At 35.7% G+C, this 25,444-nt stretch carries 19 protein-coding genes; 10 read left to right on the top strand and 9 right to left on the bottom strand.

Annotation, left to right across the window (positions count from 1 at the left end; translation table 11 throughout):
- Nucleotides 1–1,221: a murein hydrolase activator EnvC family protein gene (locus tag BUB95_RS04695; protein ID WP_073083715.1), complete on the top strand. Its 1,221-nt coding sequence runs from the start codon at nt 1–3 to the stop codon at nt 1,219–1,221.
- On the opposite strand, the gene BUB95_RS04690 is transcribed toward BUB95_RS04695, so the two are convergent.
- From BUB95_RS04690 to BUB95_RS04680, 3 genes are all read right to left on the bottom strand, one after another.
- Nucleotides 1,218–1,433 (bottom strand): DUF6515 family protein, encoded by a 216-nt coding sequence (locus BUB95_RS04690; RefSeq protein ID WP_073083713.1) that lies wholly within the window; start codon nt 1,431–1,433, stop codon nt 1,218–1,220. The genes BUB95_RS04695 and BUB95_RS04690 overlap by 4 nt on opposite strands.
- A 58-nt stretch (nt 1,434–1,491) precedes the next feature.
- Nucleotides 1,492–2,001, bottom strand: a complete 510-nt coding sequence (locus BUB95_RS04685) for an acyl-CoA thioesterase (protein WP_073083711.1) — start codon at nt 1,999–2,001, stop codon at nt 1,492–1,494.
- Between the two features lie 113 nt (nt 2,002–2,114).
- The gene (locus tag BUB95_RS04680) at nt 2,115–3,053 is read right to left on the bottom strand and encodes an HU domain-containing protein (protein WP_073083709.1); all 939 of its coding nucleotides are present in this window, start codon (nt 3,051–3,053) and stop codon (nt 2,115–2,117) included.
- A 100-nt stretch (nt 3,054–3,153) separates the two neighbouring features.
- Between BUB95_RS04680 and dprA the strand changes: the two genes are divergently transcribed.
- A complete protein-coding gene (gene dprA / locus BUB95_RS04675) occupies nt 3,154–4,257 on the top strand; it encodes a DNA-processing protein DprA (RefSeq protein WP_073083706.1) in 1,104 nt (367 codons plus the stop codon).
- 292 nt (nt 4,258–4,549) lie between these two features.
- Here dprA and trpS read toward each other — a convergent pair whose 3' ends face one another.
- Nucleotides 4,550–5,521, bottom strand: coding sequence for a tryptophan--tRNA ligase (trpS, locus tag BUB95_RS04665; RefSeq protein WP_073083702.1), 972 nt, complete (start codon nt 5,519–5,521; stop codon nt 4,550–4,552).
- Nucleotides 5,522–5,623: 102 nt separating this feature from the next.
- On the opposite strand from trpS, the gene BUB95_RS04660 reads away from it, so the two are divergent.
- Entirely contained in the window at nt 5,624–6,370 is a 747-nt protein-coding gene (locus tag BUB95_RS04660) for a lysophospholipid acyltransferase family protein (protein ID WP_073083700.1), read from the top strand.
- A gap of 92 nt (nt 6,371–6,462) precedes the next feature.
- On the opposite strand, the gene BUB95_RS04655 is transcribed toward BUB95_RS04660, so the two are convergent.
- The 4 genes from BUB95_RS04655 to recA form a co-directional block, all read right to left on the bottom strand.
- On the bottom strand, nt 6,463–7,983 hold the full coding sequence (locus BUB95_RS04655) for an outer membrane beta-barrel protein (RefSeq protein ID WP_073083698.1): 1,521 nt from the start codon (nt 7,981–7,983) through the stop codon (nt 6,463–6,465).
- 1 nt (nt 7,984) lies between these two features.
- Nucleotides 7,985–8,527: an RNA polymerase sigma factor gene (locus tag BUB95_RS04650; RefSeq protein ID WP_073083696.1), complete on the bottom strand. Its 543-nt coding sequence runs from the start codon at nt 8,525–8,527 to the stop codon at nt 7,985–7,987.
- Between the two features lie 33 nt (nt 8,528–8,560).
- Nucleotides 8,561–8,968: a hypothetical protein gene (locus BUB95_RS04645; RefSeq protein WP_073083694.1), complete on the bottom strand. Its 408-nt coding sequence runs from the start codon at nt 8,966–8,968 to the stop codon at nt 8,561–8,563.
- A 106-nt stretch (nt 8,969–9,074) separates the two neighbouring features.
- Nucleotides 9,075–10,082 (bottom strand): recombinase RecA, encoded by a 1,008-nt coding sequence (gene recA, locus BUB95_RS04640; protein WP_073083691.1) that lies wholly within the window; start codon nt 10,080–10,082, stop codon nt 9,075–9,077.
- Nucleotides 10,083–10,479: 397 nt separating this feature from the next.
- Here recA and trhO point away from each other — a divergent pair, with 397 nt between their 5' ends.
- From trhO to BUB95_RS04610, 6 genes are all read left to right on the top strand, one after another.
- Complete coding sequence (trhO, locus tag BUB95_RS04635) at nt 10,480–11,544, top strand: oxygen-dependent tRNA uridine(34) hydroxylase TrhO (protein ID WP_073083689.1); 1,065 nt, start codon at nt 10,480–10,482, stop codon at nt 11,542–11,544.
- 154 nt (nt 11,545–11,698) lie between these two features.
- Entirely contained in the window at nt 11,699–12,886 is a 1,188-nt protein-coding gene (locus BUB95_RS04630) for a PSP1 domain-containing protein (protein ID WP_073083687.1), read from the top strand.
- Nucleotides 12,870–13,367, top strand: coding sequence for a gliding motility lipoprotein GldH (locus tag BUB95_RS04625; RefSeq protein WP_073083684.1), 498 nt, complete (start codon nt 12,870–12,872; stop codon nt 13,365–13,367). The genes BUB95_RS04630 and BUB95_RS04625 overlap by 17 nt, the downstream gene beginning before the upstream one ends.
- A 2-nt stretch (nt 13,368–13,369) precedes the next feature.
- The gene (locus BUB95_RS04620; protein WP_073083682.1) at nt 13,370–15,718 is read left to right on the top strand and encodes a penicillin-binding protein 1A; all 2,349 of its coding nucleotides are present in this window, start codon (nt 13,370–13,372) and stop codon (nt 15,716–15,718) included.
- A gap of 90 nt (nt 15,719–15,808) precedes the next feature.
- Complete coding sequence (locus BUB95_RS04615) at nt 15,809–16,510, top strand: CoA transferase subunit A (RefSeq protein WP_073083679.1); 702 nt, start codon at nt 15,809–15,811, stop codon at nt 16,508–16,510.
- Between the two features lie 2 nt (nt 16,511–16,512).
- Nucleotides 16,513–17,166, top strand: coding sequence for a CoA transferase subunit B (locus BUB95_RS04610; RefSeq protein ID WP_073083677.1), 654 nt, complete (start codon nt 16,513–16,515; stop codon nt 17,164–17,166).
- A 343-nt stretch (nt 17,167–17,509) separates the two neighbouring features.
- Here BUB95_RS04610 and BUB95_RS04605 read toward each other — a convergent pair whose 3' ends face one another.
- On the bottom strand, nt 17,510–19,201 hold the full coding sequence (locus BUB95_RS04605) for an ABC transporter ATP-binding protein (protein ID WP_073083675.1): 1,692 nt from the start codon (nt 19,199–19,201) through the stop codon (nt 17,510–17,512).
- A gap of 254 nt (nt 19,202–19,455) precedes the next feature.
- Here BUB95_RS04605 and BUB95_RS04600 point away from each other — a divergent pair, with 254 nt between their 5' ends.
- Nucleotides 19,456–25,359: an immunoglobulin-like domain-containing protein gene (locus BUB95_RS04600; protein ID WP_073083672.1), complete on the top strand. Its 5,904-nt coding sequence runs from the start codon at nt 19,456–19,458 to the stop codon at nt 25,357–25,359.
- Nucleotides 25,360–25,444 lie beyond the last annotated feature (85 nt).

Raw genomic sequence — 25,444 nt, 5'->3', positions numbered from 1 at the left:
ATGTGCATAAAACGTATTTTCATACTCGTTCTTATTACTCTTTTCTCTTTTTCTGCAACTCATGCGCAAAGCAAAAAACAGAAAGAGCTAGAGGCTCAGCGTCAGCGAATCTTAAAAGAGCTGAATCAGCTTAATTCCTTATACAGATTAGATAAGAAGAAAGAAACTTCGGTAGTAAAGCAGGTTGAGGATGTTAATTTCAAAATAAGAGTACGTCAGAATTTAATTAACGTCACTAATGAGCAGGCTAATCAGTTGACTCGAGAAATTAATAACAATCAAAAACAAATAACACAGCTTAGAGACCAATTAAAGGTTTTAAAAGAAGATTATGCCAATATGGTTGTAAAATCGTATAAGAGTAAATCTGAGCAAAGTAAAGTGATGTTCTTATTGTCCTCAGACAACTTCAAGCAAGCCTATAAACGTTTACAATATATCAATCAGTACAAAGCCTATCAGAAAAAGCAAGCTGATGATATAAAGGCAAAAACTCAAGAATTACAAAAGTTAAATCTAGAATTATCGAAACAAAAAGAAGATAAGGAAAAGCTAGTTGCAGAAAACCGTAAAGCAAAAAGAGCGCTGGAAAAAGAGATGAAAGCTCAGGAAGAGCTTATGGTATTAATTCGTAAAGACTTAAAAAAGCACACAGCAGAGATTCGTAAAAAGCGTCAAGAAGCAGACCGTATCGATAAAGAAATTAATCGTTTAATTCGTGAAGCTATTGCAGCATCTAACAAAGAAGCTGGTAAAACATCATCTTCTACAGAATTTGCATTAACACCAGCGGGTAGAGTTTTGGCATCAAATTTTGAAGCCAATAAAGGTAGGCTTGGATGGCCAGTTGATAGAGGTGTTGTAAAGTTAAAATTTGGATTACAACGCTCTTTAATAGATCGCTCGGTAACTGAAAACAGCTTTGGAATACGTATAGCCACAGAAAAAAATGCTAAAGTAAAAGCCGTTTTTGATGGAGAAGTTTCTCAAGTAATGCTTATTAAAAATGCTAACCCGGCCATTCTAATCCGTCATGGAAACTATTTAACTATTTACCGAAATTTATCTAAAATATATGTAAAGAAAGGCGATAAAGTTAAAGCTGGTCAGGAAATAGGAGAAGTGTTTACTAATAAATCCACAGGAGAATCTTTACTCTATTTTAGAATAACCAAGAATAGTCAAAACCTTGACCCTGAGCGTTGGCTTTCTAAAAACTAAATATTCACAACTACGTATCCATTTCTAGTTTTACGATAGCGCTTTCCGCCCCAAACGTAATAACGAGTTCCATTTACACGAACAACTTTATAGTTTCTAGGTAATGTTTTTACTACAGTGACATTAGCAGGTTGTCTAACCACAACACGTCGCGCACATGAGTTAAGGCTTAAAAAGAAAATTAATCCAAGTAGTATAAAAAAATGTCTCATTGTTAAAAGATTTAGGATTTAACAATGAGTAAGACTGTAAAAAAAGGAATAGGTTTAATTATTCAAACAGCGCTTTTAGTTCTGTAGCGTCATTAGGTTTCATTTTACCAGCTAAAACTAGACTTAACTGCTTACGACGAAGCGCCGCAGCAAAACGTTCTTTTTCTAGCTCAGTTTCAGGGATAAGCTCAGGTACTTTTATAGGACGTCCTGTTTCGTCAACGGCCACAAAAGTATATATGGCTTCGTTGGCTTTTATACACTCGCCAGATTCGCGGTCTTCAATCCAAACATCAAGGTAGACTTCCATCGAAGATGTAAAAGCACGAGACACCTTTGCTTCAATAGTCACAACACTTCCTAAAGGTACAGAGCGGTTAAAGGCTACATGATTTACAGAAGCCGTAACAACAATTCGTCTTGAGTGACGACGTGCTGCAATACTTGCACAACGGTCCATACGTGCTAAAAGTTCACCTCCAAATAGATTATTTAGTGGATTAGTTTCACTAGGTAAAACAAGGTCTGTAACTATAGTTTTTGACTGAAATGCTGTTTTAGATTCCATAAAAATGCGTAGAATTTTATTCCTGAGATATCAGGAAATTTTAACATTACAAAGGTATGTTAAAAAAATACGGATTTAAGAAGAAATGCAGCTTTAGTTTAAAGAAGAAACAACTACTTATTCAAATTCTTAACCAACAACCAAGCATCCTTGTTATGAGTCTTACGGATGTTATACATTTCACGCTGAGCTTCAGTTCTAGTTTCGTAGCTAGAATAAACAACTTCATGCAAACCATATCGGTTTGCACCAATTTTACGTGCTTTATATCCTAAGGCCTTCAGTTGCTCTACTTTTTTATCAGAATTAGCTTCAATTCTAAAGGCTCCAGCAACAATATGATAATTACCTGTTTGCTTTTCTACAGAAAATGTTGCTGCTGGTAACGGATTGCTAATAAAAAAAGTAGCTTCTTGTATTTTGTTGTCAATCTCTGTTTTAGCTTCTTGCTCTGCAATTTGGTTGTGTTGGTTAATACTATCATTGTAATATTTACCAGCTCCAAGACCACTTAAACCTAAAACAATAACAGCTGCTGCTGCGTATTTAAGCCAATTATTAGAACGTTTTTCAGGCGTCAATGCAATAGGTGCTTTTTCTTCAATGGCTACGGCTTCTTGCTTGTACGTTTCTCGAACTATGTTTGTAGAGTTGAAGTGTGATAAACCAAAGGCATCCGTTAAATAATTAATATGATAAGACGGATTAAATACCACACTACCTTCAGTATTTAGTAGCAAGTCCCCAATGTTTTGAAACGAAATAGTTTCACCCTCAACCAGATAAGATTTAATAGATTTTACCTGTTTAGCCACTTTCTCAACGGCAACTTGATACGGAATCTTTTCAACTTCAGCAATGTAATTGGCTAAAAGACCATCATTGTTTTGAAGTTGCTCGTTAAAAGACAATACCTTTTTTGGTGGGTAAAACGTATGAGTAGATTCATGTATTTTAGCAGAAACACGATTGGTTAAAAACGCACCAAATTCTGGTACAGTTACACAATCGTATCTGTATAATAAGTCGCTGATGTAGGTTTCTAGTTGCATATATTACAAATTTAGAAATTTTTGTTTGCCACCGAAGCTTAGGTACAGGTATTTATTAACAGTTGAAAAAATACTATTTTTAAAGTCTATTGTATTTTGAATGACTGAAAACGAATTTATCCATATACTCGCTTTACAACATGTGCCTAAAATTGGCTCTACTACGGCCAAAAAATTAATTGCCCACTGTGGTAGTGTAGAGGCTGTTTTTATAGAAAAAAAGAGTAATCTTTTAAAGATAGATGGTATTGGTACAATTACTATTGAAGGCCTTAGTGATAGTATTCATTTTGAAGAAGCAGAGAAAGAACTTCGGTTTATAAAAGAAAATCACATTGGCTATAGTTACTTTACTGATGAAGCGTATCCCGAACGCTTAAAACATTGCATTGATGGCCCGTTAATACTGTTTAAAACAGGGAATATAAACCTAGAAAACAAGCACATTATTAGTGTTGTCGGCGCAAGAAAAATAACAACTAACGGTATTGCGTTTTGCGAAAAATTAGTTGAAGATTTAGCACCTTACAACCCTGTAATCGTTTCAGGTTTTGCTTATGGAACTGATATTACAGCACATAAAGCGGCATTAAAGCACAACTTGCAAACCATAGGCTGTTTGGCGCATGGATTAAACCAAATTTATCCTAAAGTGCACAAAAAATATATGGCTGATGTTGAAAAGCATGGAGGGTTTATAACCGATTTTTGGAGTTCCGATGCTTTTGATAGAAAAAACTTCTTAAAGCGAAACCGAATTATTGCAGGTTTAAGCGAAGCCACTATTGTGATAGAATCTGCTGAGAAAGGCGGAAGCTTAGTTACTGCAGATATCGCCAATTCTTACAATCGGGATGTGTTTGCTGTTCCCGGTAGAGTTACAGATAGCCAAAGTGTGGGTTGTAATAATTTAATAAAAGCTAATCAGGCACATTTATTATCAAATCCTTTGGATGTACCATATATTTTAGGTTGGGAATTACAAGACGAAGTCAAGCCAGTTGTCCAAAAACAACTATTCGTGGAGTTAGAACCTGATGAAAAAGTGATTTACAATTATCTTAAAGAAAACAATAAAGAGTTACTCGATGTGATTGCTCTAAACTGTAATATGCCAACTTATAAACTAGCAGGCTTATTACTAAACATGGAACTAAAAGGTGTTGTTAGACCGTTGCCTGGGAAGTTGTTTGAGGTTATTTAGTGTTCTTGTTCTTTTAATTTTCTGAAGAAAACTGCAATATATTTAATGATAAAATAAGTCAAAACAAGACTTAAAATGCCAACTATCATTATGGAATTATCCTCGCCAATTATTCTATCTAAATCTAGTTCAGCTGATATTAAACTAAATAAGATTGTACTTAAATAAAAAACTAGAATTGAAAATACAATTTGAAATAGTTTTATAAAAAAGTCGATAAAATAATAAAGCATATTACTTAATTAGACTATGTAAAATTAGAATTGTTACTGATGTAATATATTCTAATTTACTAATACCCAACTTTCGTTCTAACACGAGCTAATACTTCATTAGCAACAGTCTCAGCCTTTTCAGCACCAACAGCTAAAGCAGTATCAACTTCGTTAAGGTTATTCATGTAATAATTATAACGCTCACGAGGTTCGGCAAAACGCTCTAAAATAAGTTCGTATAACGCTTGCTTGGCATGACCGTATCCGTAACCACCGTTTTCGTAATTGGCTTTCATTTCTGTAATAGCGTTATCATCAGCCAATAAACTATACAAAGCAAAACAGTTGCAAGTTGCCCAATCTTTTGGGTCCTCTAAAGCAGTACTATCGGTTTGGATAGACATTATTTGCTTTCGTAATTTCTTTTCCGGTAAAAAGATATTTATGGTATTGCCCTTACTTTTACTCATTTTAGCACCATCTGTACCAGGAATAAGCATGGTTTCTTTTTGCACATCGGCCTTTGGCAGCACAAAGGTTTCGCCACCCATTTTTGCATGAAAACGAGAGGCGACATCTCTGGTCATTTCTATATGTTGTTCTTGGTCTTTCCCAACAGGAATAATTTCGGCATCATACAACAAAATGTCTGCAGCCATTAGCATTGGGTAGGTAAATAGTCCGCCATTAACATCGTCTAAACGGTCGGCCTTATCCTTAAAACTATGCGCTAAGGTTAAACGTTGATATGGAAAAAAACAACTTAAATACCATGATAACTCAGTCACTTGTGGAACATCACTCTGTCTGTAAAATACTGTTTTGTCAATATCTAGACCAAATGCCAACCACGTAGCCGCAGTAGAATAGGTGTTCTGACGAAGTGTTTCAGCATCTTTAATTTGCGTCAAAGAGTGCATATCTGCAATAAATAAATACGAGTCGTTAGCATCGTTTTTTGCTTTTTCTATTGCAGGGATAATAGCGCCTAAAATATTACCCAAATGTGGTGTTCCTGTACTTTGTATGCCTGTGAGTATTCTTGCCATATTCATTTCCCACAAAAGTGGGAATCTCTTTAATAATTAATCAAAAAACAAAGGTAATTTTTTCTTTAAGACTATTTAATTTATTTAGCTAGTTTTGGAACGATGAAAATATTCAACTATCCGTTTTGGATTATATATCGAATTTGGTTTTATGTCCTTGTAGCTATTCCTATACTGGTATTAATGCCTTTTCTATTGATTTCAATATCAAGAGAGCAGTGGTACCCTCAATTTTTTAAGCTAGCACGTTTTTGGGCCAAGTTTATTTTGGTTGGTATGGGTTTTAATTACCGAATTAAAAGAGATCAAACGCCAAATCCCAAGGCCAGTTATATGTTTGTGGCTAATCATACATCGATGACAGATATTATGTTGATGTTGGCAGCGGTTAAAAATCCGTTTGTATTTGTAGGTAAAAAAGAATTGGCTAAAATCCCATTGTTTGGTTTCTTTTACAAGCGCACCTGTATTTTGGTAGATAGAAGCAGTGCTAAAAGCCGCCAAGCAGTGTTTTTAAGAGCGCAAAGACGACTCCAGCAAGGCTTGAGTATTTGCATTTTTCCTGAAGGCGGCGTGCCAGACGAGTCTATTATCTTAGATGATTTTAAAGATGGTGCTTTTAGAATGGCAATTAACCAACAGATTCCTATTGTACCTATGACGTTTTACGATAATAAAAAGCGTTTTTCATTTTCATTTTTTAGTGGTAATCCTGGGAAACTGCGTGTAAAAATTCACGAATTTGTTTCAACAGAAGGTCTAACTGTAGAAGACACAAAAACCATAAATCAATCTGTGCGAGAATTGATTTTAAAAGATTTACTAGAAGACCAAAAACTACTGAAATAAAAAAGTCGCTCAAACCACTGAGCGACTTTTTTTATAGTTATTGCCATCATTGCTTAATTGAGTTTACAATAACTATCGTCTAACTAAAAAACCTAAAACTTAAAATTTAAGCCTGTATAAACACCAATAAAAAATGGTCTAAAATCACCAGATGTATTATTGAATGTGTTGAGTTGATACTTGAACTTTGGTTCAAGATTTATATTTATTTTTTCTGTAATGTTATAATCGACACCTATACCAAAATTGGCACTAAAACTCGTTGAGTTAAGGTTATTGGCTTCACCAATTAATGTGCTTTGTCCATTGACGTCTACAAAAATTTCATTCTCATTAAGAAGTAGTGTGCTAAAACCACTACTGATATTAACGCCAACTTTTTTATCAACTAATCGATATTCGATTTCTAGTGGAATTTCAATAAATCCAAAACGCTGTTCTAAGTTACCGGATTGGAGGGTGTTTACTGCTTCAGAAATTGAATTTTGTCTTAAATTGGCTCTACTCATAACCATAAGAGAAGCATCATTCACCATGTTATTAAGTTCAACGTTTTGCAGTCTACTTGTGGAGGCATTAATAGAAGAAAAGCTATTGTCTGATAGTGCAATAACATCGTTTGTGGTATTATTGAAATTAACACGATTAATACCCGCAGTAATTTTAAGCCTACTATTAACAGCATAGCTTCCTTTAACACCATAACTCATACTAATATCACTACTTGTATTGTTAGAATTAAATTGAGCATCAATGGAAGAGCCATTACCTAAAGAACTAAAATAAACCGGTGCAACATTAGGTGAAATGCTCCACCGGCGCTTTTCTTTTTCTTCTTCATTTGTTTTGTTTGCTTCGGCAATAGCCTCTTTTATATCTTGACCTTTTTCTTCTTCTTCTATGATGTTTTTATCAGTGATAACTTCGTCATTAGTTTCGTCAGATTTTTTAGAATTAGCATCTGATTTAACAATAACATCTGATGTTGTAGAATTTGAATTTATGATACGGTCAAGTTCCTCTTTGGATTTCATTTCTGTTTGAAGAGGTGAGTTGTTTTTGTTTGTTTTCTGATTAGAGACAACTTCACTATTTAAAACTTTTTCAGAATTTTTATCCTTGAAATTGTTGCTATTTTGATTTTGCTCAGAATCTGAATTTTGAGCTACAGCTTCATTGTTCTTTTTGTTGCTAAACGATGAATTGTTATTAATAGGATTTGTTTCTTTTGATTTTTTGGAATCATTTTTGTCTTCAGAATTTTTAGAAGCGTCAATGTCTTTATCATTAGCATCTAATACAATTTCAGATTTATCTTCCGATGAAGAAGGGTTAGTCTCTTTAGAATCAATTGCTCCATTCTTAATAGTTTCTTTAACAATCGGGGTGTTTGGGTTTACGTCATTAAAAAAAATAGTATTTCCTACTGCAAACAGTAGTATAAGCGCAGCTGCAGCACCTCCTAATTGCCACCAAATAGGAATAATTCGTCTTTTCTTTTTCTTTTCTTGAAGTCTAGCTTCAATACCTTCCCAAACTTTGTCGTCTGGCATAACGTCAAAGTCTTTTAATTTCTCTTGAAAGAGACGGTCGATATGTTTTTTATTGTTCATTTTATAAGGATTGCGAATTTAAATTCGCTTTATAATCTTCAATTTTTTGTTTCAAAATCAGTCGAGCTCTTGCTAGGTTAGATTTTGAGGTTCCAGATGAAATAATTAGCATTTCTGCTATTTCGTTGTGCGAGAACCCATCTAGGACATAAAGGTTAAAAACTAACCTGTAGCGGTCTGGTAATTCTTGAATAATCTGGAGCAGAAAATCTAAACTTAAATCATCATTTTCAATTTCTACAGTTACGTCTTCAATAGCGTTTTCGTCAACAATATTAAAAACACCAACTTTCCTATAGCGTTGAAGTGCCGTATTAATGGCAATGCGCTTCATCCAACCTTCAAAAGAACCTTTTTGTTTGTATTGTTCTATTTTATTAAAAATAGTTACAAATGCGTCTTGCAGATTATCTTCTGCCTCAACATAATTTTTTGAATACTTGAGACAAAGAGAAAACAATTTACTCGCATACTGCTTATACAATTGACTCTGAGCGTTAGCATCTTTTTTTATACAGCGATTAATGAGTTCTTCTAAACTCACATTAATGATTGGTTTAGTTAAAAATTAATTTTTCTAATCTACGACAGGAACTTCTATAATTAAATATTGATCTTCTCCAGTTTGTGTTGAGCCTTGATAAAACTGAAAGATATAGGGCTCATTACTAACTACTCTAAAGTCAAAACTTACTGATGCATCCACAGCATTAGGAGAACAATTAGGGTCGTCATAAACAGTATCTACAACAGCAACCGTTCTAGTATTACCATCTGGTTGAAAAATAAAATTATTAAACTCATGGCACCCATTAGGGCGTAAATAATTTACTGTTATTTCGTGTGTTTCGCCAAAAGTAAACTGATCAGGTATATTAACACTTGTGATTGACATTAGTTCTAATTGAAAACTTGGACCATCATCGCCACCAATATCACAGGACATGAAGCCTACTAGGACAAATAATAAAAGAATTTTTTTCATTTGGGTTTTTATTAAAAGTTAACACTTGCTCTAAGCAAGATGCATAAATTATTAAATGGTTGCGTCTAAAATCAAAAAAATCCTGAAATTTTCAGGATTTTTTTGATTAAGCTTCAGTTTCATTGACTTTAGCCCTTACTTTTTCTTCCAGTTCTTCCATTAATTCTGGATTATCTTTAATTAACGCTTTTACGGCATCTCGGCCTTGGCCAAGTTTTGTATCGTCGTAACTAAACCACGATCCACTTTTCTTAATGATGTCATGCTCAACCGCTATATCTAAAACTTCACCAACTTTAGAAACACCTTCACCATACATAATATCAAATTCTGCCATTTTAAAAGGAGGAGCTACTTTGTTTTTCACAACTTTAACTCGGGTTTTGTTACCCATAACTGTACTGTTGCTATCCTTTATTTGTGTAGAACGTCTAATGTCTAAACGTACAGAAGCATAAAACTTAAGTGCATTACCACCAGTTGTAGTTTCAGGATTTCCAAACATTACACCAATTTTTTCACGTAATTGGTTAATGAAAATCATTGTACAATTAGTTTTGCTAATTGACCCTGTAAGTTTCCTTAAAGCTTGAGACATTAAACGTGCGTGAAGCCCCATTTTAGAGTCACCCATTTCACCTTCAATCTCACTTTTTGGAGTTAAAGCTGCAACAGAATCTACAACAATAATATCAATAGCTCCAGAACGAACTAAATTATCAGCGATTTCTAGCGCTTGTTCACCATTATCTGGTTGGGATATGATTAAGTTTTCTAAATCTACACCAAGCTTTTCTGCATAAAAACGGTCAAACGCATGTTCTGCATCAATAAATGCAGCAATTCCTCCAGCCTTTTGAGCCTCAGCTATGGCATGAAGCGTTAATGTTGTTTTACCCGAAGATTCAGGACCATATATTTCTATAACACGTCCGCGTGGATAGCCTCCAACACCTAAAGCGATATCTAATCCAAGTGAACCAGATGAAATAGCATCAACATCTTCAATTGCTTGATCACTCATTTTCATCACGGTTCCTTTGCCGTAAGCCTTGTCTAGTTTGTCTAAAGTTAATTTTAGAGCTTTTAATTTTGCTTCTTTTTCACTACTCATTTATTCTAAATTTTCTCTATTAATCGTGACGATAAAAATAACATTTCTTTTAAGAGATTACAATTTACGACGCAACCATTTTGCACTTTTTGCATCTACTAATTGAAAAAGGAAAAAATTGCTATGAATCACTTAAGGTTTTAGGTGTAATGAAATTTTTAGGAAAATTAATTCTTAGTAAAACTTTAGGTAAGACAGCAGCCGTCTTCTTATTCTGCTGTTGTAAAGCCGATGGAGGTTAGCTCGTTATTAAAAATACTTAATTGTAAAAAATTAATATTAATAACGAGTTAGTCCTCAAAAAAGCACTTTGGTAAAAATCAAGGTGCTTTTTTTGTTTAAAAAATTACCTTTGCAACTGAAAATAAATTCTTTAACCTTAAAACATTAGTATAGCATGCAACTGTACAATAACTTAAGTAATGAAGAAAGAGCAGCACTTATAGAACAAGCAGGTAAAGACCGCTTGACTATCTCTTTCTACAAATACGCAAAAATCGGGAACCCCGAATTATTAAGAAATCACCTGTTTATCAATTGGAACGAGCTAGACGTATTAGGTCGTATCTATGTAGCTCATGAAGGCATAAACGCACAATTATCTGTTCCTGCGGATAATTTTGAAGCGTTTAAAAAACATCTCGACTCTATTACATTTCTAGAGAACGTAAGATTAAATATTGCTGTTGAGCACGATAATTTTGCCTTTTTAAAGCTAAAAGTCAAAGTCCGTAATAAAATAGTGGCCGACGGTCTTAACGACGACACTTTCGATGTGACAAATAAAGGTGTACATGTTGATGCTGAAAAATTTAATGAGCTTATTGAAGACCCAGATACGGTTTTGGTAGATATGCGTAATCATTACGAAAGTGAAATAGGTCATTTTAAAAATGCCATTACTCCAGATGTAGATACGTTTAGGGAGTCTTTAGATTTAATAGAAGAAGACCTACGAGAGCATAAGGAAGACAAAAAACTAGTAATGTATTGTACTGGTGGAATCCGATGCGAAAAAGCAAGTGCCTACTATAAACACAAAGGTTTTAAAAACGTCTTTCAGTTAGAAGGCGGGATTATAAACTACGTGCGCCAAATTGAAGATAAGGGTTTAGAAAATAAATTTATCGGAAAGAACTTTGTATTTGATCAACGCCGTTCAGAGCGAATTTCGGAGGATGTTATAGCCAATTGCCACCAATGTGGTGAGCCAGCAGATTTACATACCAATTGTGCTAACGAAGCTTGTCATTTATTATTTATTCAATGCGATAGCTGTAAAGAAAAAATGGATAATTGCTGCTCTACAAACTGCCAAGAGATTATTAAATTACCATACGAAGAACAAAAAGAATTACGAAAAGGCCAAGGCAATAGCAACGATATCTTTAAAAAAGGACGTGCAGACCATTTGCCTTACAAAAAGGATTTGCGTAATATTTTTGAAACGTTAAAGAAATAAAATTAAAGCCCTAAAGTTCTGTTTAGGGCTTTTTTATTCTCTCAACTTAATATCCAAGAAGTCCATAAATAATTTTATCTTTACTTCTTAAAGATTTATGAATCCTTCCTTCAGAATTCTAATTACTATTCTGAAGAATATATAACGCATTACTATGGCTTGTAACAGTTGCTCAACTGGAAAAGACGGCCAACCAAAAGGATGTAAAAACAACGGAACTTGTGGCACAGATAGTTGCAATAAGCTCACTGTTTTTGACTGGCTGGCCAACATGTCGCTTCCAAACGGACAAGAACCTTTTTTGGGTGTTGAGGTTCGATTTAAAAACGGAAGAAAACAATATTACAAAAACACGGAAAATCTCACTCTTAGCATTGGCGATATCGTTGCTACGCAAGCCAAATCTGGTCACGATGTAGGTATGGTGACACTTACAGGAGAATTGGTACGCGTACAAATGAAGCGCAAAAAAGTAGATATAGACGATAAAGAAAATGTCTTAAAAATATACAGAAAAGCATCTCAGAAAGATATTGATATTTGGTCTTCAGCCCGAGACAAAGAGGAACCGATGAAGGTTAAAGCAAGGCAATTTGCTATTGATTTAAAACTTAAGATGAAAATCTCCGATATTGAATTTCAAGGTGATGGCAGTAAAGCTACATTCTATTATACCGCCGAAGAACGTGTGGACTTTAGAGAGTTGATTAAAGTATTTGCACGAGAGTTTAGGACGCGTATAGAGATGAAACAGGTTGGCTTTAGACAAGAAGCTGCTAGACTTGGAGGTATTGGCTCCTGCGGTAGAGAATTATGTTGTTCTACATGGTTAACCGATTTTAGGTCAGTTAGTACATCAGCAGCGCGCTACCAACAATTATCGCTAAACCCATTAAAATTAGCAGGGCAATGTGGTAAACTTAAATGTTGCTTAAATTACGAGTTAGATTCATACTTAGATGCTCTAAAAGCATTCCCAAAATCAGATAAAAAATTACAAACCGAAAAAGGTACAGCTGTTTGCCAAAAGACGGATATCTTCAAAGGGTTAATGTGGTATGCCTATGAAGGTGAATGGATGAATTGGCACGTGATTTCTACAAATCAAGCTAATGAAATCATTGAGTTGAATAAAAAAGGAAAAAAAGTAGCAAGCCTTGAAGAATATGCTGCTGAACACCAAGAAGACACTAAAGTTGAGTTCGAAAACGTTGTTGGTCAAGATAGTTTAACACGTTTTGATAGTCCAAAACGCAATAACAGACGTAAAAATAATAAGAATCGAAACAGAAGTAAAAACCGTCGAAACAGAAATCCTAAAAACAATGCCAAAAAAGATTAAAGTATTTTTAGTATTAGTTCTACCTTTAATTTTAGTTGTGTCTTGTGATTCAAAATCTGTTTTTGATGAATATCAATCTCTACCAAACGCCTGGGGAAAAGACCAGATTATTTCATTTAGTTTCGAAGCTCTAGATACTACAAGCACATACAATCTGTTTATTAATTTAAGAAATAACAATAATTATAAATTTAGTAATCTGTATCTCATCACCGATTTGGAATATCCTAATGGAAAAACGCTTATCGATACTTTAGAGTATAAAATGTCAGAACCAGATGGTACACTTTTAGGCGAAGGCTTTACTGATGTAAAAGAAAACAAGCTCTGGTACAAAGGACATAAAGCTCCATTCATTTTTAAAGAATCTGGTAAATATACATTCAGAATTAAGCACGCCATGAGAGCTTATGGTGAAGTTGAAGGGCTAGATGATTTAGATGGAGTTACAGAAGTAGGATTTAGAGTAGAAAATAAATAGTTATGGCCAAAAAACAAGCTACAAAAAAAGAAGGCAATACTTTAGATTTTTCAAAGTATATACGTTGGTTTTGGATGTTATTCTCATTTGGAATTGTATCTATAATACTTGTTTTTCTCTTAGCATCGTGGGGTTTTCTTGGTGAAATGCCAGACCATACTGTTTTAGAGAACCCTCGAACAAACCTAGCATCAGAGGTTATTTCTTCGGACAATAAGACTTTAGCTAAATTTTATTTTGAAGATAACAGAACTCCGGTAGGTTATGAAGATTTACCAAAGCACTTGGTAGATGCCTTAGTAGCAACTGAAGATATAAGATTTTACGACCACTCAGGAATTGATGCCAGAGGCACATTAAGAGCTATCTTTAAATTAGGTAGTGGCGGAGGAGCAAGTACCATTACCCAGCAATTAGCCAAGCAATTATTTACTAAACAGGTTTCAAAAAATAAATTTGGGCGTGTTTTTCAGAAGGTAAAAGAGTGGGTTATTGCTACGAGGTTGGAACGCCAATATACCAAGGAAGAAATCATAACTATGTATTTCAATATTTATGATTTTAATAATAATGCAGATGGTATTCGTTCAGCAGCACGAATTTATTTTGGGAAGGAGCCAAAAGATTTAGATTTAAAAGAATCTGCAATGCTGGTAGGCATGTTCAAAAACTCTTCACTTTACAACCCTAGGCCACATAGAAACCCTGTAGGTACAAAAAACAGAAGAAATGTGGTTTTAGCTCAAATGGCTAAGTATGAATTGATAACAAAAGAGGTTAAGGACTCACTACAACAAACAGAATTGGATTTAAACTATTCGCCAGAATCTCATCGTGAAGGTTTAGCGACCTATTTTAGAGCCAATTTAGCTGAGTTCATGAAAGAGTGGATAGAAGAGAATCCGAAACCAGACGGCGAAAAATACAATTTATACAACGACGGTTTAAAGATTTATACTACCATAGATTATCGTATGCAAAAGTACGCTGAGGATGCTATTGCTCAGCACATGCCAAGACTCCAAGCTGAGTTTGATAACCAAAATACACCTAAGCTAAATCCAACAGCTCCATTTTTAGAGCTTGATAAGAAAGAAATAGAAAGTCTCATGAGAGTTGGTATGCGTCGAAGTGAGCGTTGGCGACATATGAAAAATGATTTAGGCAAATCTGAAAAAGAGATTATAGCCTCTTTTGATAAACCAACACAAATGGAAATTTTTGCATGGAAGGATGGGAAGTATACAGAGATAGACACGGTAATGAAACCTATGGACTCTATGCGTTACTACAAGTCTTTTTTGCGACCAGCTATGATGTCTATGGATCCGCAAACGGGACATGTAAAAGCTTGGGTTGGTGGTATGAATTACAAGCATTTTAAATACGATATGGTTAAACAAGGTAAGCGTCAAGTAGGCTCTACCTTTAAGCCATTTGTGTATGCAACTGCAATAGACCAATTGCAATTGTCGCCTTGCGATTCTTTACCAAGAACACCTATAACTATTGAAGCCAATAAGTTTGGAAATCCAGAACCATGGACAACAAAAAACTCTGATGGGAGATACGATGGTTTTCAAACATTAAAAGCAGCATTAGCAAGTTCAACCAATACAATTACTGCAAGACTAATGAATGAAATTGGTCCACAACCTGTTGTAGAAATGGCTGAGAAATTAGGTGTTGAGCAAGAAATTCTACCTGTACCAGCAATAGCTTTGGGAACACCAGATATTAGTGTTTACGAAATGGTTGCTGCCTATTCTACTTTTGCCAACAAAGGCGTTTATAATAAACCAGTTTTAGTGACGCGAATTGAAGATAAAAACGGAACAGTTTTATATCAGTTTAAGCCGGAGAGTCGTGATGTGTTAAGTGAAGAAGTAGCTTACACCACTATTAATCTAATGCAAGGTGTAGTGCAATCTGGTTCTGGAAAACGACTTCAAGATACTTGGCGCGTCAATCAGCAATTCACAAAGAAAATGTTAACTGGATATCCTTACGAACTCACAAACCCAATTGCTGGTAAAACAGGAACGACGCAAAACCAGTCTGACGGTTGGTTTATGGGTATGGTACCAAATTTAGTAACAGGTGTATGGGTTGGTTGCGAAGATAGAGCAGCACATTTTAAAACTATAACTTACGGTCAAGGTGCATCTACAGCATTGCCAATTTGGGGATTGTTTATGAAGGCTTGTTATGAAGATGAGACTTTAAATGTCTCCAAAGATGAGTTCGAAAAACCAGCGAACTTATCAATAAACACAGACTGTACAAAGGCTTCTAAGCAAGATGACGCTTCAGATGAAGATGTAAGTGATGATATAGATATAGACTTTTAGTCTTTCAAATTTCATATGCCTTTTAGCAGATTTTTCACAATAGTTATTACGAAACTTTCGTAATTTACGTTTGCAAATAATCAATACAATATGATTAATAAAAAAGTAGCTAATGTTGAAGTAGCATTAGATGGTGTAGCTGATGATATGACTCTTATGTTTGGCGGGTTTGGGCTTAGCGGTATTCCTGAAAATGCTATTGCAGAATTAGTAAAACGCAATGTAAAAGGGCTCACATGTATTTCAAACAATGCAGGAGTTGATGATTTTGGTTTAGGCTTGTTACTTCAAGGAAAACAAATCAAAAAAATGATATCCTCTTACGTGGGAGAAAATGATGAATTTGAACGTCAAATGTTAAGCGGAGAATTAGATGTTGAGCTTATTCCTCAAGGAACATTAGCTGAACGCTGCAGAGCTGCGCAAGCAGGTTTTCCGGCAGTATATACACCAGCAGGTTACGGTACTGAAGTAGCAGAAGGAAAAGAAACAAGAGAGTTTGATGGTAAAATGTATGTGTTAGAACACGCATTTAAGGCAGACTTTGGCTTTGTCAAAGCATGGAAAGGCGATGCCGCAGGAAACTTAGTTTTTAAAGGAACTGCCCGAAACTTTAATCCTAACATGTGCGGCGCCGCAAAAATCACGGTGGCTGAGGTTGAAGAATTAGTGCCTGTTGGAGCGTTGGACCCAAATCAAATTCATATTCCAGGAATATTTGTACAACGTATTTTTCAAGGTGAAGTTTATGAAAAACGTATTGAGCAAAGAACTGTTAGACCAAGAGATTAATTATGTTAGATAAAAACGGAATCGCAAAACGAATTGCAAAAGAAGTAAAAGACGGTTACTATGTTAATCTAGGCATTGGGATACCAACTTTAGTCGCCAATTTTGTAAGAGAAGATATAGAAGTAGAGTTCCAAAGTGAAAACGGAGTTTTAGGGATGGGGCCTTTTCCTTTTGAAGGAGAAGAAGATGCAGATGTAATTAATGCGGGTAAGCAAACCATAACTACATTACCAGGAGCATCTTTTTTCGACTCTGCCATGAGCTTTTCAATGATACGTGGTAAGCATGTAGATTTAACCATCCTAGGCGCTATGGAAGTAGCTGAAAATGGAGATATTGCTAATTGGAAAATCCCGGGAAAAATGGTAAAAGGTATGGGAGGTGCTATGGATTTGGTAGCCAGTGCTGAGAATATCATAGTAGCTATGATGCATACCAATAGAGCAGGAGCATCAAAATTACTAAAGCGATGTTCACTACCGCTAACAGGTGTTGGTTGTGTAAAAAAGATAGTGACCAACTTAGCGGTTATTGAGGTAACCGATAAAGGTTTTAAACTTTTAGAACGTGCGCCAGGTGTTTCAGTAGAAGATATTAAAAATGCCACAGAAGGTCACTTAATTGTAGAAGGAGATATACCCGAAATGAGCATTTAATCTTCAGTAATAGTTTAATATTAGCAGCTCGAAAAGCGGCTATTTTTTGTCTTATTTTACACTAAATGTTAAAATTTAATGTATTTCATCGATTAATAATGTATTTAATCGTTATAAATGAAAAATTGTTTCATATTAGCAATCCCAAATTGAAATAACCAAGTTAACCAGATTTACCATAAACTTAACATTTATGATTTGTCCCCAAATCTATCATAAATTTAATCTTATGAAAACAAAAACAAATCTACCAGAACCTACTTTTGAAGAGAAACCTTCTAGACTAAAAAATACGCTCAGATTAATTTCTGGCGTATTTTATTTAACTAAAAAGGTCTTCTTTCTATAGACCTTTAGGTATAGCGTCAATCAATTTCTTGGTGTACACTTTTCCAGGATTACTATAAATAAAATCCGCTTCACCTAATTCTTCAATTTTACCATTATTCATAACCAATAATTGGTCAGCCATATATTTAACAACAGCTAGGTCGTGAGAAATGAAAATGTAGGTAAACCCAAAGTTTTCTTTTAAACTATTTAGCAAGTTTAGGACTTGAGCTTGTACCGAAATGTCTAGTGCAGAGACAGACTCATCGCAAATGATGAGCTTTGGTTCTAAAGCAATTGTTCTGGCAATACCTATTCGCTGACGTTGTCCACCAGAAAACTCATGAGGATATTTATTATAATCTTCCTCAGTAAGTCCAACATGATTTAAAATCTCTATTACTTTTTCCCTTCGATTTGTAGAATTTTCACCAATACCATGAACCTTCATAGGCTCTGTAATGGCTTTCCCAACGGTTAATCTTGGATTTAGTGATGCAAATGGGTCTTGGAAAATAATCTGAATGTCTTTACGAAGCGCCCTTAGTTTAGAACTGCCAAGATTAGTAATGTCTTCGCCTTTATATTTTATGATACCAGCAGTAGCTTTATTTAATTGTAAAATCGCATTACCTAAGGTCGATTTTCCGCAACCAGATTCACCAACCAAACCTAATGTTTCGCCTTTATATACATTAAAACTCACCTTATTTACAGCTTTAAATTCTGTTTTGGGCTTAAAAAAACCTTGTTTAGATAAGTAAACCTTTTCTAAATCTATGACCTCTAGAAGAGGTGGCTGAGCATATAATAACTCATGATTTTTTTTACGTTCGGAGGTAGTTACGACTGTATTATCTACGGTATCATTTATAAAATCTATTACTGTTGGTAATTGCTTTAATCTCGTTTCCATAGACGGACGGGAATTAAACAATGCTTTTGTGTATTGATGGTTTGGAGATTTAAAGATTTGCTCAACATTACCTTGTTCTACAATATCGCCTTTGTACATCACAGCAACTCTATCGGCAAGTTCAGAGACAAGAGCTAAGTCATGCGAAATAAAAAGAATACTCATTTTGGTCTCTTGTTTAAGCGTTTTAAGCAATTCTAAAATTTCCTTCTGTACGGTAACATCAAGAGCGGTAGTAGGTTCGTCTGCAATAAGTAATTTAGGTTTACACGAAATAGCCATAGCAACCATAACCCGTTGCTTTTGTCCTCCAGAAATTTCGTGAGGATAAGCGTTATATGCACGTTTTGGGTCTGGGAGCTTTACGCGTTCAAATAGAGAGATAACTTCGTTCTTAATCTCAGCTTTAGAAAGAGTAGTATGCTTTTGTAATAATTCTGAGACTTGTTTACCGCATTTCATAGACGGATTTAAAGAACTCATGGGTTCTTGAAAAATCATTGCAATCTCATTTCCTCTTATATTTTGAAATTCTTTTTCAGAAGTGTGTAGTAAATCTTTCCCTTCAAATTCAATAGAACCATTAGTAATTTCAGAAATCTTTTTAGGCAACAATCCCATAATAGCAAGGGAAGATACAGACTTCCCTGAACCCGATTCCCCAACAACTCCTAATATTTCATTTGAAGCGATATCAAAAGAAATGTTATGAATAACCTCAGTCTTTTTGCTTTTTGAGACAAAGCTTATACTAAGATTTTCAACTTTCAGAATTTTGGAATTTTGCATATGTAAATTTAGGTATTGTTTAGTAAAATTTTGATAGTGTTACAAAAAAAGGGAGTGGCTTCATAAAGCCTTGATAGCTAATATTTTAAAACAAGCTATATTAAACATTATTTATTTTTTTTATAAAAATTTTATCATATTAATAACGTTTTATCGAAAATACTGATGATTTTATTGTTGGTTAACAGAATTTTAATATTTTCACACGTTGATAAAAATCGCTTGAACACTAACCAAAAATCACTTCAAACAAAATGACTAAAAAACTACGCGTCCTTACTGGCGGTATAACTGTATTGTTATTAGCCATAGGTATATTTACGTTTGTGTCTAATACTCAAGAGACAAATTTAGAATTGACCATAGAAGAGCAGCGTGCTGCTCATGAAGCAATTGTTGCAAATTCTCCTTTTAAAGAAACGCTAAAATGGGATAAAAGAAAGCGTAAAAAGGAAGGACTTCCTCCTAACAGATACTTTGAGCAGATGTGGGAGCTTACTGTAAATCCATCTACAGGAAAACTTGACGACGGAGAACTTACAATCCTAAGAGAGGAGATTGCTCAACAACGTGCAAGTGAGAGAAATCCCGGAGAAGCTGGTAACGATTGGGATGAAAGAGGACCTAACGATATTGGAGGACGTACAAGAGCCATTTTATTCGATCCAAACGATGCTACAAACAATACGGTTTATGCTGGTGGAGTAAGTGGAGGATTATGGAAAAACACTAACATTACGAGTTCTAGCTCTCAATGGCAACGTGTAGAAAATGTACCGGGGAATTTATCGGTAACATCTATAACGGTTGACCCAAATAACTCTAACCGCTGGTACGTAGGTACTGGTGAGCAATATACTGCTGGAGACGTTGTTGGTAATGGTGTATACGTTACTAATGATGGTGGAAATTCTTGGACATCAGTAAATATTCCACCAGCTGGACCAGGAACTTTTGAGTTTAATGCTTCAAACTTATTCTTATCAGGAATTTTCTATGTTAATGATGTTGTTGCATGGAATAATGGTGGAAATACAGAATTATTTGTTGGTGTAGGTGCTCATGTTTACGGAGATTCTAGTAGTCCAACAAACTGGTTAGGTTTACAAACAGCGGGATTATATCGTTCTACTGACGGAGGTTCAACTTGGGGTAGAATTGAAACACCTAATCTTCAGTTTGATTTTTCAGGTACAGCTTATCCTGTAATTCCTAATGATTTTGAAATTGGTGCAGATGGAAAATTATGGATGGGAACTATAACCACGCCAGGTATTGGCGGTGGCGGTGGTGGCCGAGTATTTAGCACAACCAATGGTAGTACTTGGACTGAAGCTGGAGCTTCGCCATTAACAGACTCTAACAGGGTAGAGATTGCTGTATCTTCTACTAATGCAAATAAAATGTATGCATTAACTCAGGGAGTAAGTAGTCCAGTACATGTATACACTACTACAAATGGGTTTAACACCATATCAAGTGGTGCTTTGCCAAATGATGCCGATCAAGGTATTCCTGCAAACGATTTTTGTAGAGGTCAAGCCTTTTACGATTTAATGATTGAGGTTGACCCTAATAATGACAATATTTTATACGTAGGCGGAATTGATTTATTCCGTTCTACCAATAGTGCTGGTTCATGGACTCAAATTTCAAAATGGTCTAATAATCCAGGATTAAATACTTTAAGCGCGCCATTAGTTCACGCTGATCAGCATGCTATGACGTTTAGACCAGGAAATTCTAATCAAGCAGTTTTTGGTAATGATGGTGGTATTTACTATGCTTCAAGTCTATCGACAGCTTCAAGTAACGGTTCTGCTATTGGAGTAAGAAATAACAATTATAATGTTACGCAATATGTAAAAGCAGGAATTGGGCCAAACGGAAGCGGTTCAACAAATGTAATCTTCACCGCTGGTGCTCAGGATAATGGCTCGCAAGCATTCAGAAATGGAAATGCTGCACCAGGAATCAACGGTTCTGAAGAATTATCAGATGGTGATGGGTTTTACACCTTCGTAGATAAAGATGGTCAGTACATGATTGCGACGTTTGTAAATAACGTCATCTATAGATTCAACTTACCTTGGAATGGTTTAGGTCGTCGTCAAGGCGGCGCAACAACATTGGCAAGTAGCCAAACTACAGGAGATTTCGTAAATCAAATGGATTACGATAGTGATGCCAACCGATTATTAACGAACAACTCAAGCGGTTCAAGTTTCAGTATTCGTTCTATAAATGTAGCTTCAAACTCAAGTGGTACTTTTACAAATGCCGCTTTAACAGCAAAACCAACAGCATTTAGAGCATCGCCTTTTGCAAACAATGTTTGGTATGTTGGTTTAGCAAATGGTGGACTTGTAAGATTATCTAACGTTACAAATAATTCAGCAACATTTACAACAATTAATACACCTTTTGTTGGGTCTGTGTCTTCTGTAAGATATGGTGAAACGGCTAACGATATTTTTGTAACTATCCATAATTATGGAGTAACTAGTGTTTGGGCAACTTCAAATGGAGGTTCATCTTGGCAAAATAAGGAAGGCGATTTACCTAACATTCCTGTTAGAGATATGCTTCAAAATCCATTAAATAGAAACGAAGCGATTTTAGCAACGCAATTAGGTGTTTGGTCTACATCAAACTTTAACTCGTCAAGTCCAAATTGGACACAAGCCTATAATGGTATGAGTGATGCGAGCGTAACATCGTTTGATTATTGGGCGGTTAATGGGGATGATAACAACAACCAAATTATTGCATCGACTTATGGTCGAGGTGTATTCACAGGAACTTTCACTGCTACTACGGTACCAGATACAGAAGCACCAAGCGCACCAACAAGTTTAGCAGCTTCAAACACAACGCAAAGTTCAACTGATTTAAGCTGGACAGCTTCAACAGATAATGTAGGTGTTTCGGGTTATGATGTTTTACGAGATGGTGCTGTTATTGCTTCAGTTTCAGGAACGACAACAAACTATCAAGTTACAGGATTAACACCAAACACAGCATACGCTTTTAGCGTCCGAGCTAGTGACGCTTCGGGAAATCAGTCTGTAGCAAGTAATGTTATAAACGTAACAACTGACGCACCAGATACAACGGCGCCAAGTGCGCCAACAAGTTTATCAGCTTCAGGAGTTACAGCATCTTCGGCAAACCTATCTTGGACAGCGTCTACGGACAATGTTGGCGTAGCGTCTTATGATATTTTAAGAGATGGTGTTGTGGTTGGTAATTCGACTTCAACAGCATTTGCAGCAACAGGATTAACTGCAGAAACACAATACAGTTTTTCAGTTGTAGCAAAAGATGCTGCCGGAAACACATCTGGAGCGAGTAATGTAGTCACAATTACTACTGATGCTTTACCAGTGACGTATTGTGCGTCTCAAAGTTCTAATGTTAATGACGAATATATTTCTAGAGTTCAGTTAAATACAATTGATAATACATCTGGAGCGCAATTTTATTCAGATTTTACATCGATTTCAACAACATTAACAAAAGGAAATCAATACACAGTAACAATCACACCAACTTGGACAGGCACTTTATATAATGAAGGCTATTCCGTTTGGATAGATTATAACCGTGATGGCGATTTTACAGATGTAGGTGAGCAAGTATTTACAGACGCACCTTCGCAAACAAATCCAGTTAGCGGTAGTTTTACAGTGCCAACTTCGGCAAGTGAAGTAGTAACACGTATGCGTGTAACTATGAGTTATAATGCGAATGTAGATTCATGTGCGTCATTTACTTATGGTGAAGTTGAAGATTATACTATCGTTATTGAAGGCGAAGGTCCAGATACAGAAGCACCAGTTGTGACTTTAAACGGCGCTTCAACAATCGATTTAAATGTCGGAGAAGCTTATAACGAATTAGGTGCTACAGCAACAGATAATGTTGATGGAAACTTAACATCAAGCATCGTAACATCTGGTACAGTAAATACAAATGTTGCAGGGACTTACACCGTAACTTACACCGTAACAGATGCCGCTGGAAACTCTGGTTCCGCAATACGTACAGTAAACGTTATTGCAGATACAACTCCTCCAGTAATTACTTTAAATGGTTCAGCAAATATTACTTTAGAGTTGCAGCAAACCTATAACGAGCAAGGTGCAACGGCAACTGATAATATAGATGGAAACCTTACTTCTAGTATCGTAATATCAGGGACTGTAAACACAAACGTTGCAGGAACATATACAGTAACATATTCTGTAAGTGATGCAGCTGGAAATTCAGCAAGTACTTCGCGTACGGTTACTGTAAATCCAGATACAACGGCACCAGTAATTTCATTAAACGGCGCAGCGACAATTAACTTAAATGTTGGCGATACTTATAATGAGTTAGGCGCAACAGCAACAGATAATATCGATGGAAATTTAACTTCGAGTATTGTAACTTCAGGTACAGTAAATACAAATACTGCAGGAACATACACTGTAACATATAGTGTTAGTGATGCTGCTGGAAATTCAGCAAGTATTTCAAGAAGTGTTGTGGTGAGTGCAGATACAATTGCGCCAATAATTACGCTTAATGGTTCAGCGACAGTAAACCTTACAGTTGGAGATGCGTATTCAGATGCAGGCGCAACAGCGTCAGATAATATTGATGGTAACTTAACGGCAAGTATTGTTGTTTCAGGTTCAGTAAACACAAATGTAGCTGGTACATACACATTAACGTATAATGTAAGTGATGCGGCAGGAAATGCAGCAACTCCAGTAAGCAGAACTGTTAATGTAAATGAAGCAGCGAATGGTTGTTCTGGCGGAATTTCAACATTCCCATATGCTGAAGGTTTCGAAGGTGGAATCGGCGCTTGGACACAGTCTAATGCAGATGATATAAATTGGACAGTTGACGCTAACGGAACACCAAGTAATAATACTGGTCCATCGAGTGCAGTTCAAGGCAGTAATTATATTTATGTAGAAGCTTCAGGAAACGGAACAGGTTTCCCTAACAAACGAGCGATTATCACTTCACCATGTTTTGATTTATCAACTGTAACAGAAGCAAATTTCAGCTTTAAGTATCATATGTTTGGTTCAACAAATGGCGGTTCAGTAGATTTAGAAGTTACTAACGACGAAGGTGCAACTTGGACGAGCTTATGGAATCAAACTGGAAACCAAGGCAACCAATGGTTAACCGTAAATATTGATTTAGCGCCTTACATAGGTAGCGGAATACAATTGCGTTTCAACAGAATTACTGGTGGAACTTGGCAATCTGATGTGGCAATTGATGATATAAGCTTAACTGAAGGTGTACCAACAACTCCATCGTGTTCCGGTGGTGTGAGTTCATTCCCATATGCGCAAGGTTTTGAAGGTTCAATCGGTGATTGGTCACAAAGTAGTGCAGACGATTTAAACTGGACCGTTGATGCTAATGGAACACCATCTAACGGAACCGGTCCATCGAGTGCAATCCAAGGAAGCGATTATATCTTCGTGGAGGCTTCAGGAAACGGCACAGGTTACCCAAATAAGCGTGCAATTATAACTTCGCCATGTTACGATTTATCGGCTCAGTCTGGAGCAACATTCACATTTAACTATCATATGAATGGAGCTACAGATATGGGAAGCATTGCCTTAGAAGCTAGTAATGATAATGGTGCAAGCTGGACGACTTTATGGAGTGAAACTGGCGATAAAACCAATGCTTGGTTATCTCAAAGTGTAGATTTATCAGCTTATGCTGGAAATAGTGTGCAACTAAGATTCAACAGAGTTACAGGAAGTACATGGCAAGCAGATATTGCTATTGATAATATTAATTTATCGGCTGGACCAACAACGAAAGCTGAAGAGGTTTTAATTGACTTGACTGATGATATTCAAACTATTGAGAACTCTGTTAGATTCTATCCAAATCCGGCATCCTCTTCGGTAAACGTAGGATTAGGAATGGATATGCAAAATGGCGCTGTAGATATGACGTTAAAGATATATGACTTAACAGGTAAAATGGTACAACAAGTACAGTGGTCTGTTGATACTATTACTTCTGAAAAAAGTATTGATATCTCAGGACTGAATAGTGGCATTTACATGTTAAACATTCAAAGTTCTAATGGAATGAATAAGATCCAAAAGCTTATGAAGCGTTAGAGTATTAATTCCCCCGTTGATGCGTTAAGCCCAGACAAATTTTGTCTGGGCTTTTTAAAGTAATTTTCAAAAACGTAATCCTTTT

The organism is Winogradskyella jejuensis (genome assembly GCF_900129745.1).
In the GTDB taxonomy this organism is placed as follows: Bacteria; Bacteroidota; Bacteroidia; order Flavobacteriales; family Flavobacteriaceae; genus Winogradskyella; species Winogradskyella jejuensis.
This window is presented reverse-complemented; position numbering and strand designations above follow the sequence as displayed.

Coding starts and splice junctions, on each gene's coding strand:
- BUB95_RS04695 (WP_073083715.1), top strand. CDS start 1: ATGTGCATAAAACGTATTTTCATACTCGTTCTTATTACTCTTTTCTCT.
- BUB95_RS04690 (WP_073083713.1), bottom strand. CDS start 1,433: ATGAGACATTTTTTTATACTACTTGGATTAATTTTCTTTTTAAGCCTT.
- BUB95_RS04685 (WP_073083711.1), bottom strand. CDS start 2,001: ATGGAATCTAAAACAGCATTTCAGTCAAAAACTATAGTTACAGACCTT.
- BUB95_RS04680 (WP_073083709.1), bottom strand. CDS start 3,053: ATGCAACTAGAAACCTACATCAGCGACTTATTATACAGATACGATTGT.
- dprA (WP_073083706.1), top strand. CDS start 3,154: ATGACTGAAAACGAATTTATCCATATACTCGCTTTACAACATGTGCCT.
- trpS (WP_073083702.1), bottom strand. CDS start 5,521: ATGGCAAGAATACTCACAGGCATACAAAGTACAGGAACACCACATTTG.
- BUB95_RS04660 (WP_073083700.1), top strand. CDS start 5,624: ATGAAAATATTCAACTATCCGTTTTGGATTATATATCGAATTTGGTTT.
- BUB95_RS04655 (WP_073083698.1), bottom strand. CDS start 7,983: ATGAACAATAAAAAACATATCGACCGTCTCTTTCAAGAGAAATTAAAA.
- BUB95_RS04645 (WP_073083694.1), bottom strand. CDS start 8,968: ATGAAAAAAATTCTTTTATTATTTGTCCTAGTAGGCTTCATGTCCTGT.
- recA (WP_073083691.1), bottom strand. CDS start 10,082: ATGAGTAGTGAAAAAGAAGCAAAATTAAAAGCTCTAAAATTAACTTTA.
- trhO (WP_073083689.1), top strand. CDS start 10,480: ATGCAACTGTACAATAACTTAAGTAATGAAGAAAGAGCAGCACTTATA.
- BUB95_RS04630 (WP_073083687.1), top strand. CDS start 11,699: ATGGCTTGTAACAGTTGCTCAACTGGAAAAGACGGCCAACCAAAAGGA.
- BUB95_RS04625 (WP_073083684.1), top strand. CDS start 12,870: ATGCCAAAAAAGATTAAAGTATTTTTAGTATTAGTTCTACCTTTAATT.
- BUB95_RS04620 (WP_073083682.1), top strand. CDS start 13,370: ATGGCCAAAAAACAAGCTACAAAAAAAGAAGGCAATACTTTAGATTTT.
- BUB95_RS04615 (WP_073083679.1), top strand. CDS start 15,809: ATGATTAATAAAAAAGTAGCTAATGTTGAAGTAGCATTAGATGGTGTA.
- BUB95_RS04610 (WP_073083677.1), top strand. CDS start 16,513: ATGTTAGATAAAAACGGAATCGCAAAACGAATTGCAAAAGAAGTAAAA.
- BUB95_RS04605 (WP_073083675.1), bottom strand. CDS start 19,201: ATGCAAAATTCCAAAATTCTGAAAGTTGAAAATCTTAGTATAAGCTTT.
- BUB95_RS04600 (WP_073083672.1), top strand. CDS start 19,456: ATGACTAAAAAACTACGCGTCCTTACTGGCGGTATAACTGTATTGTTA.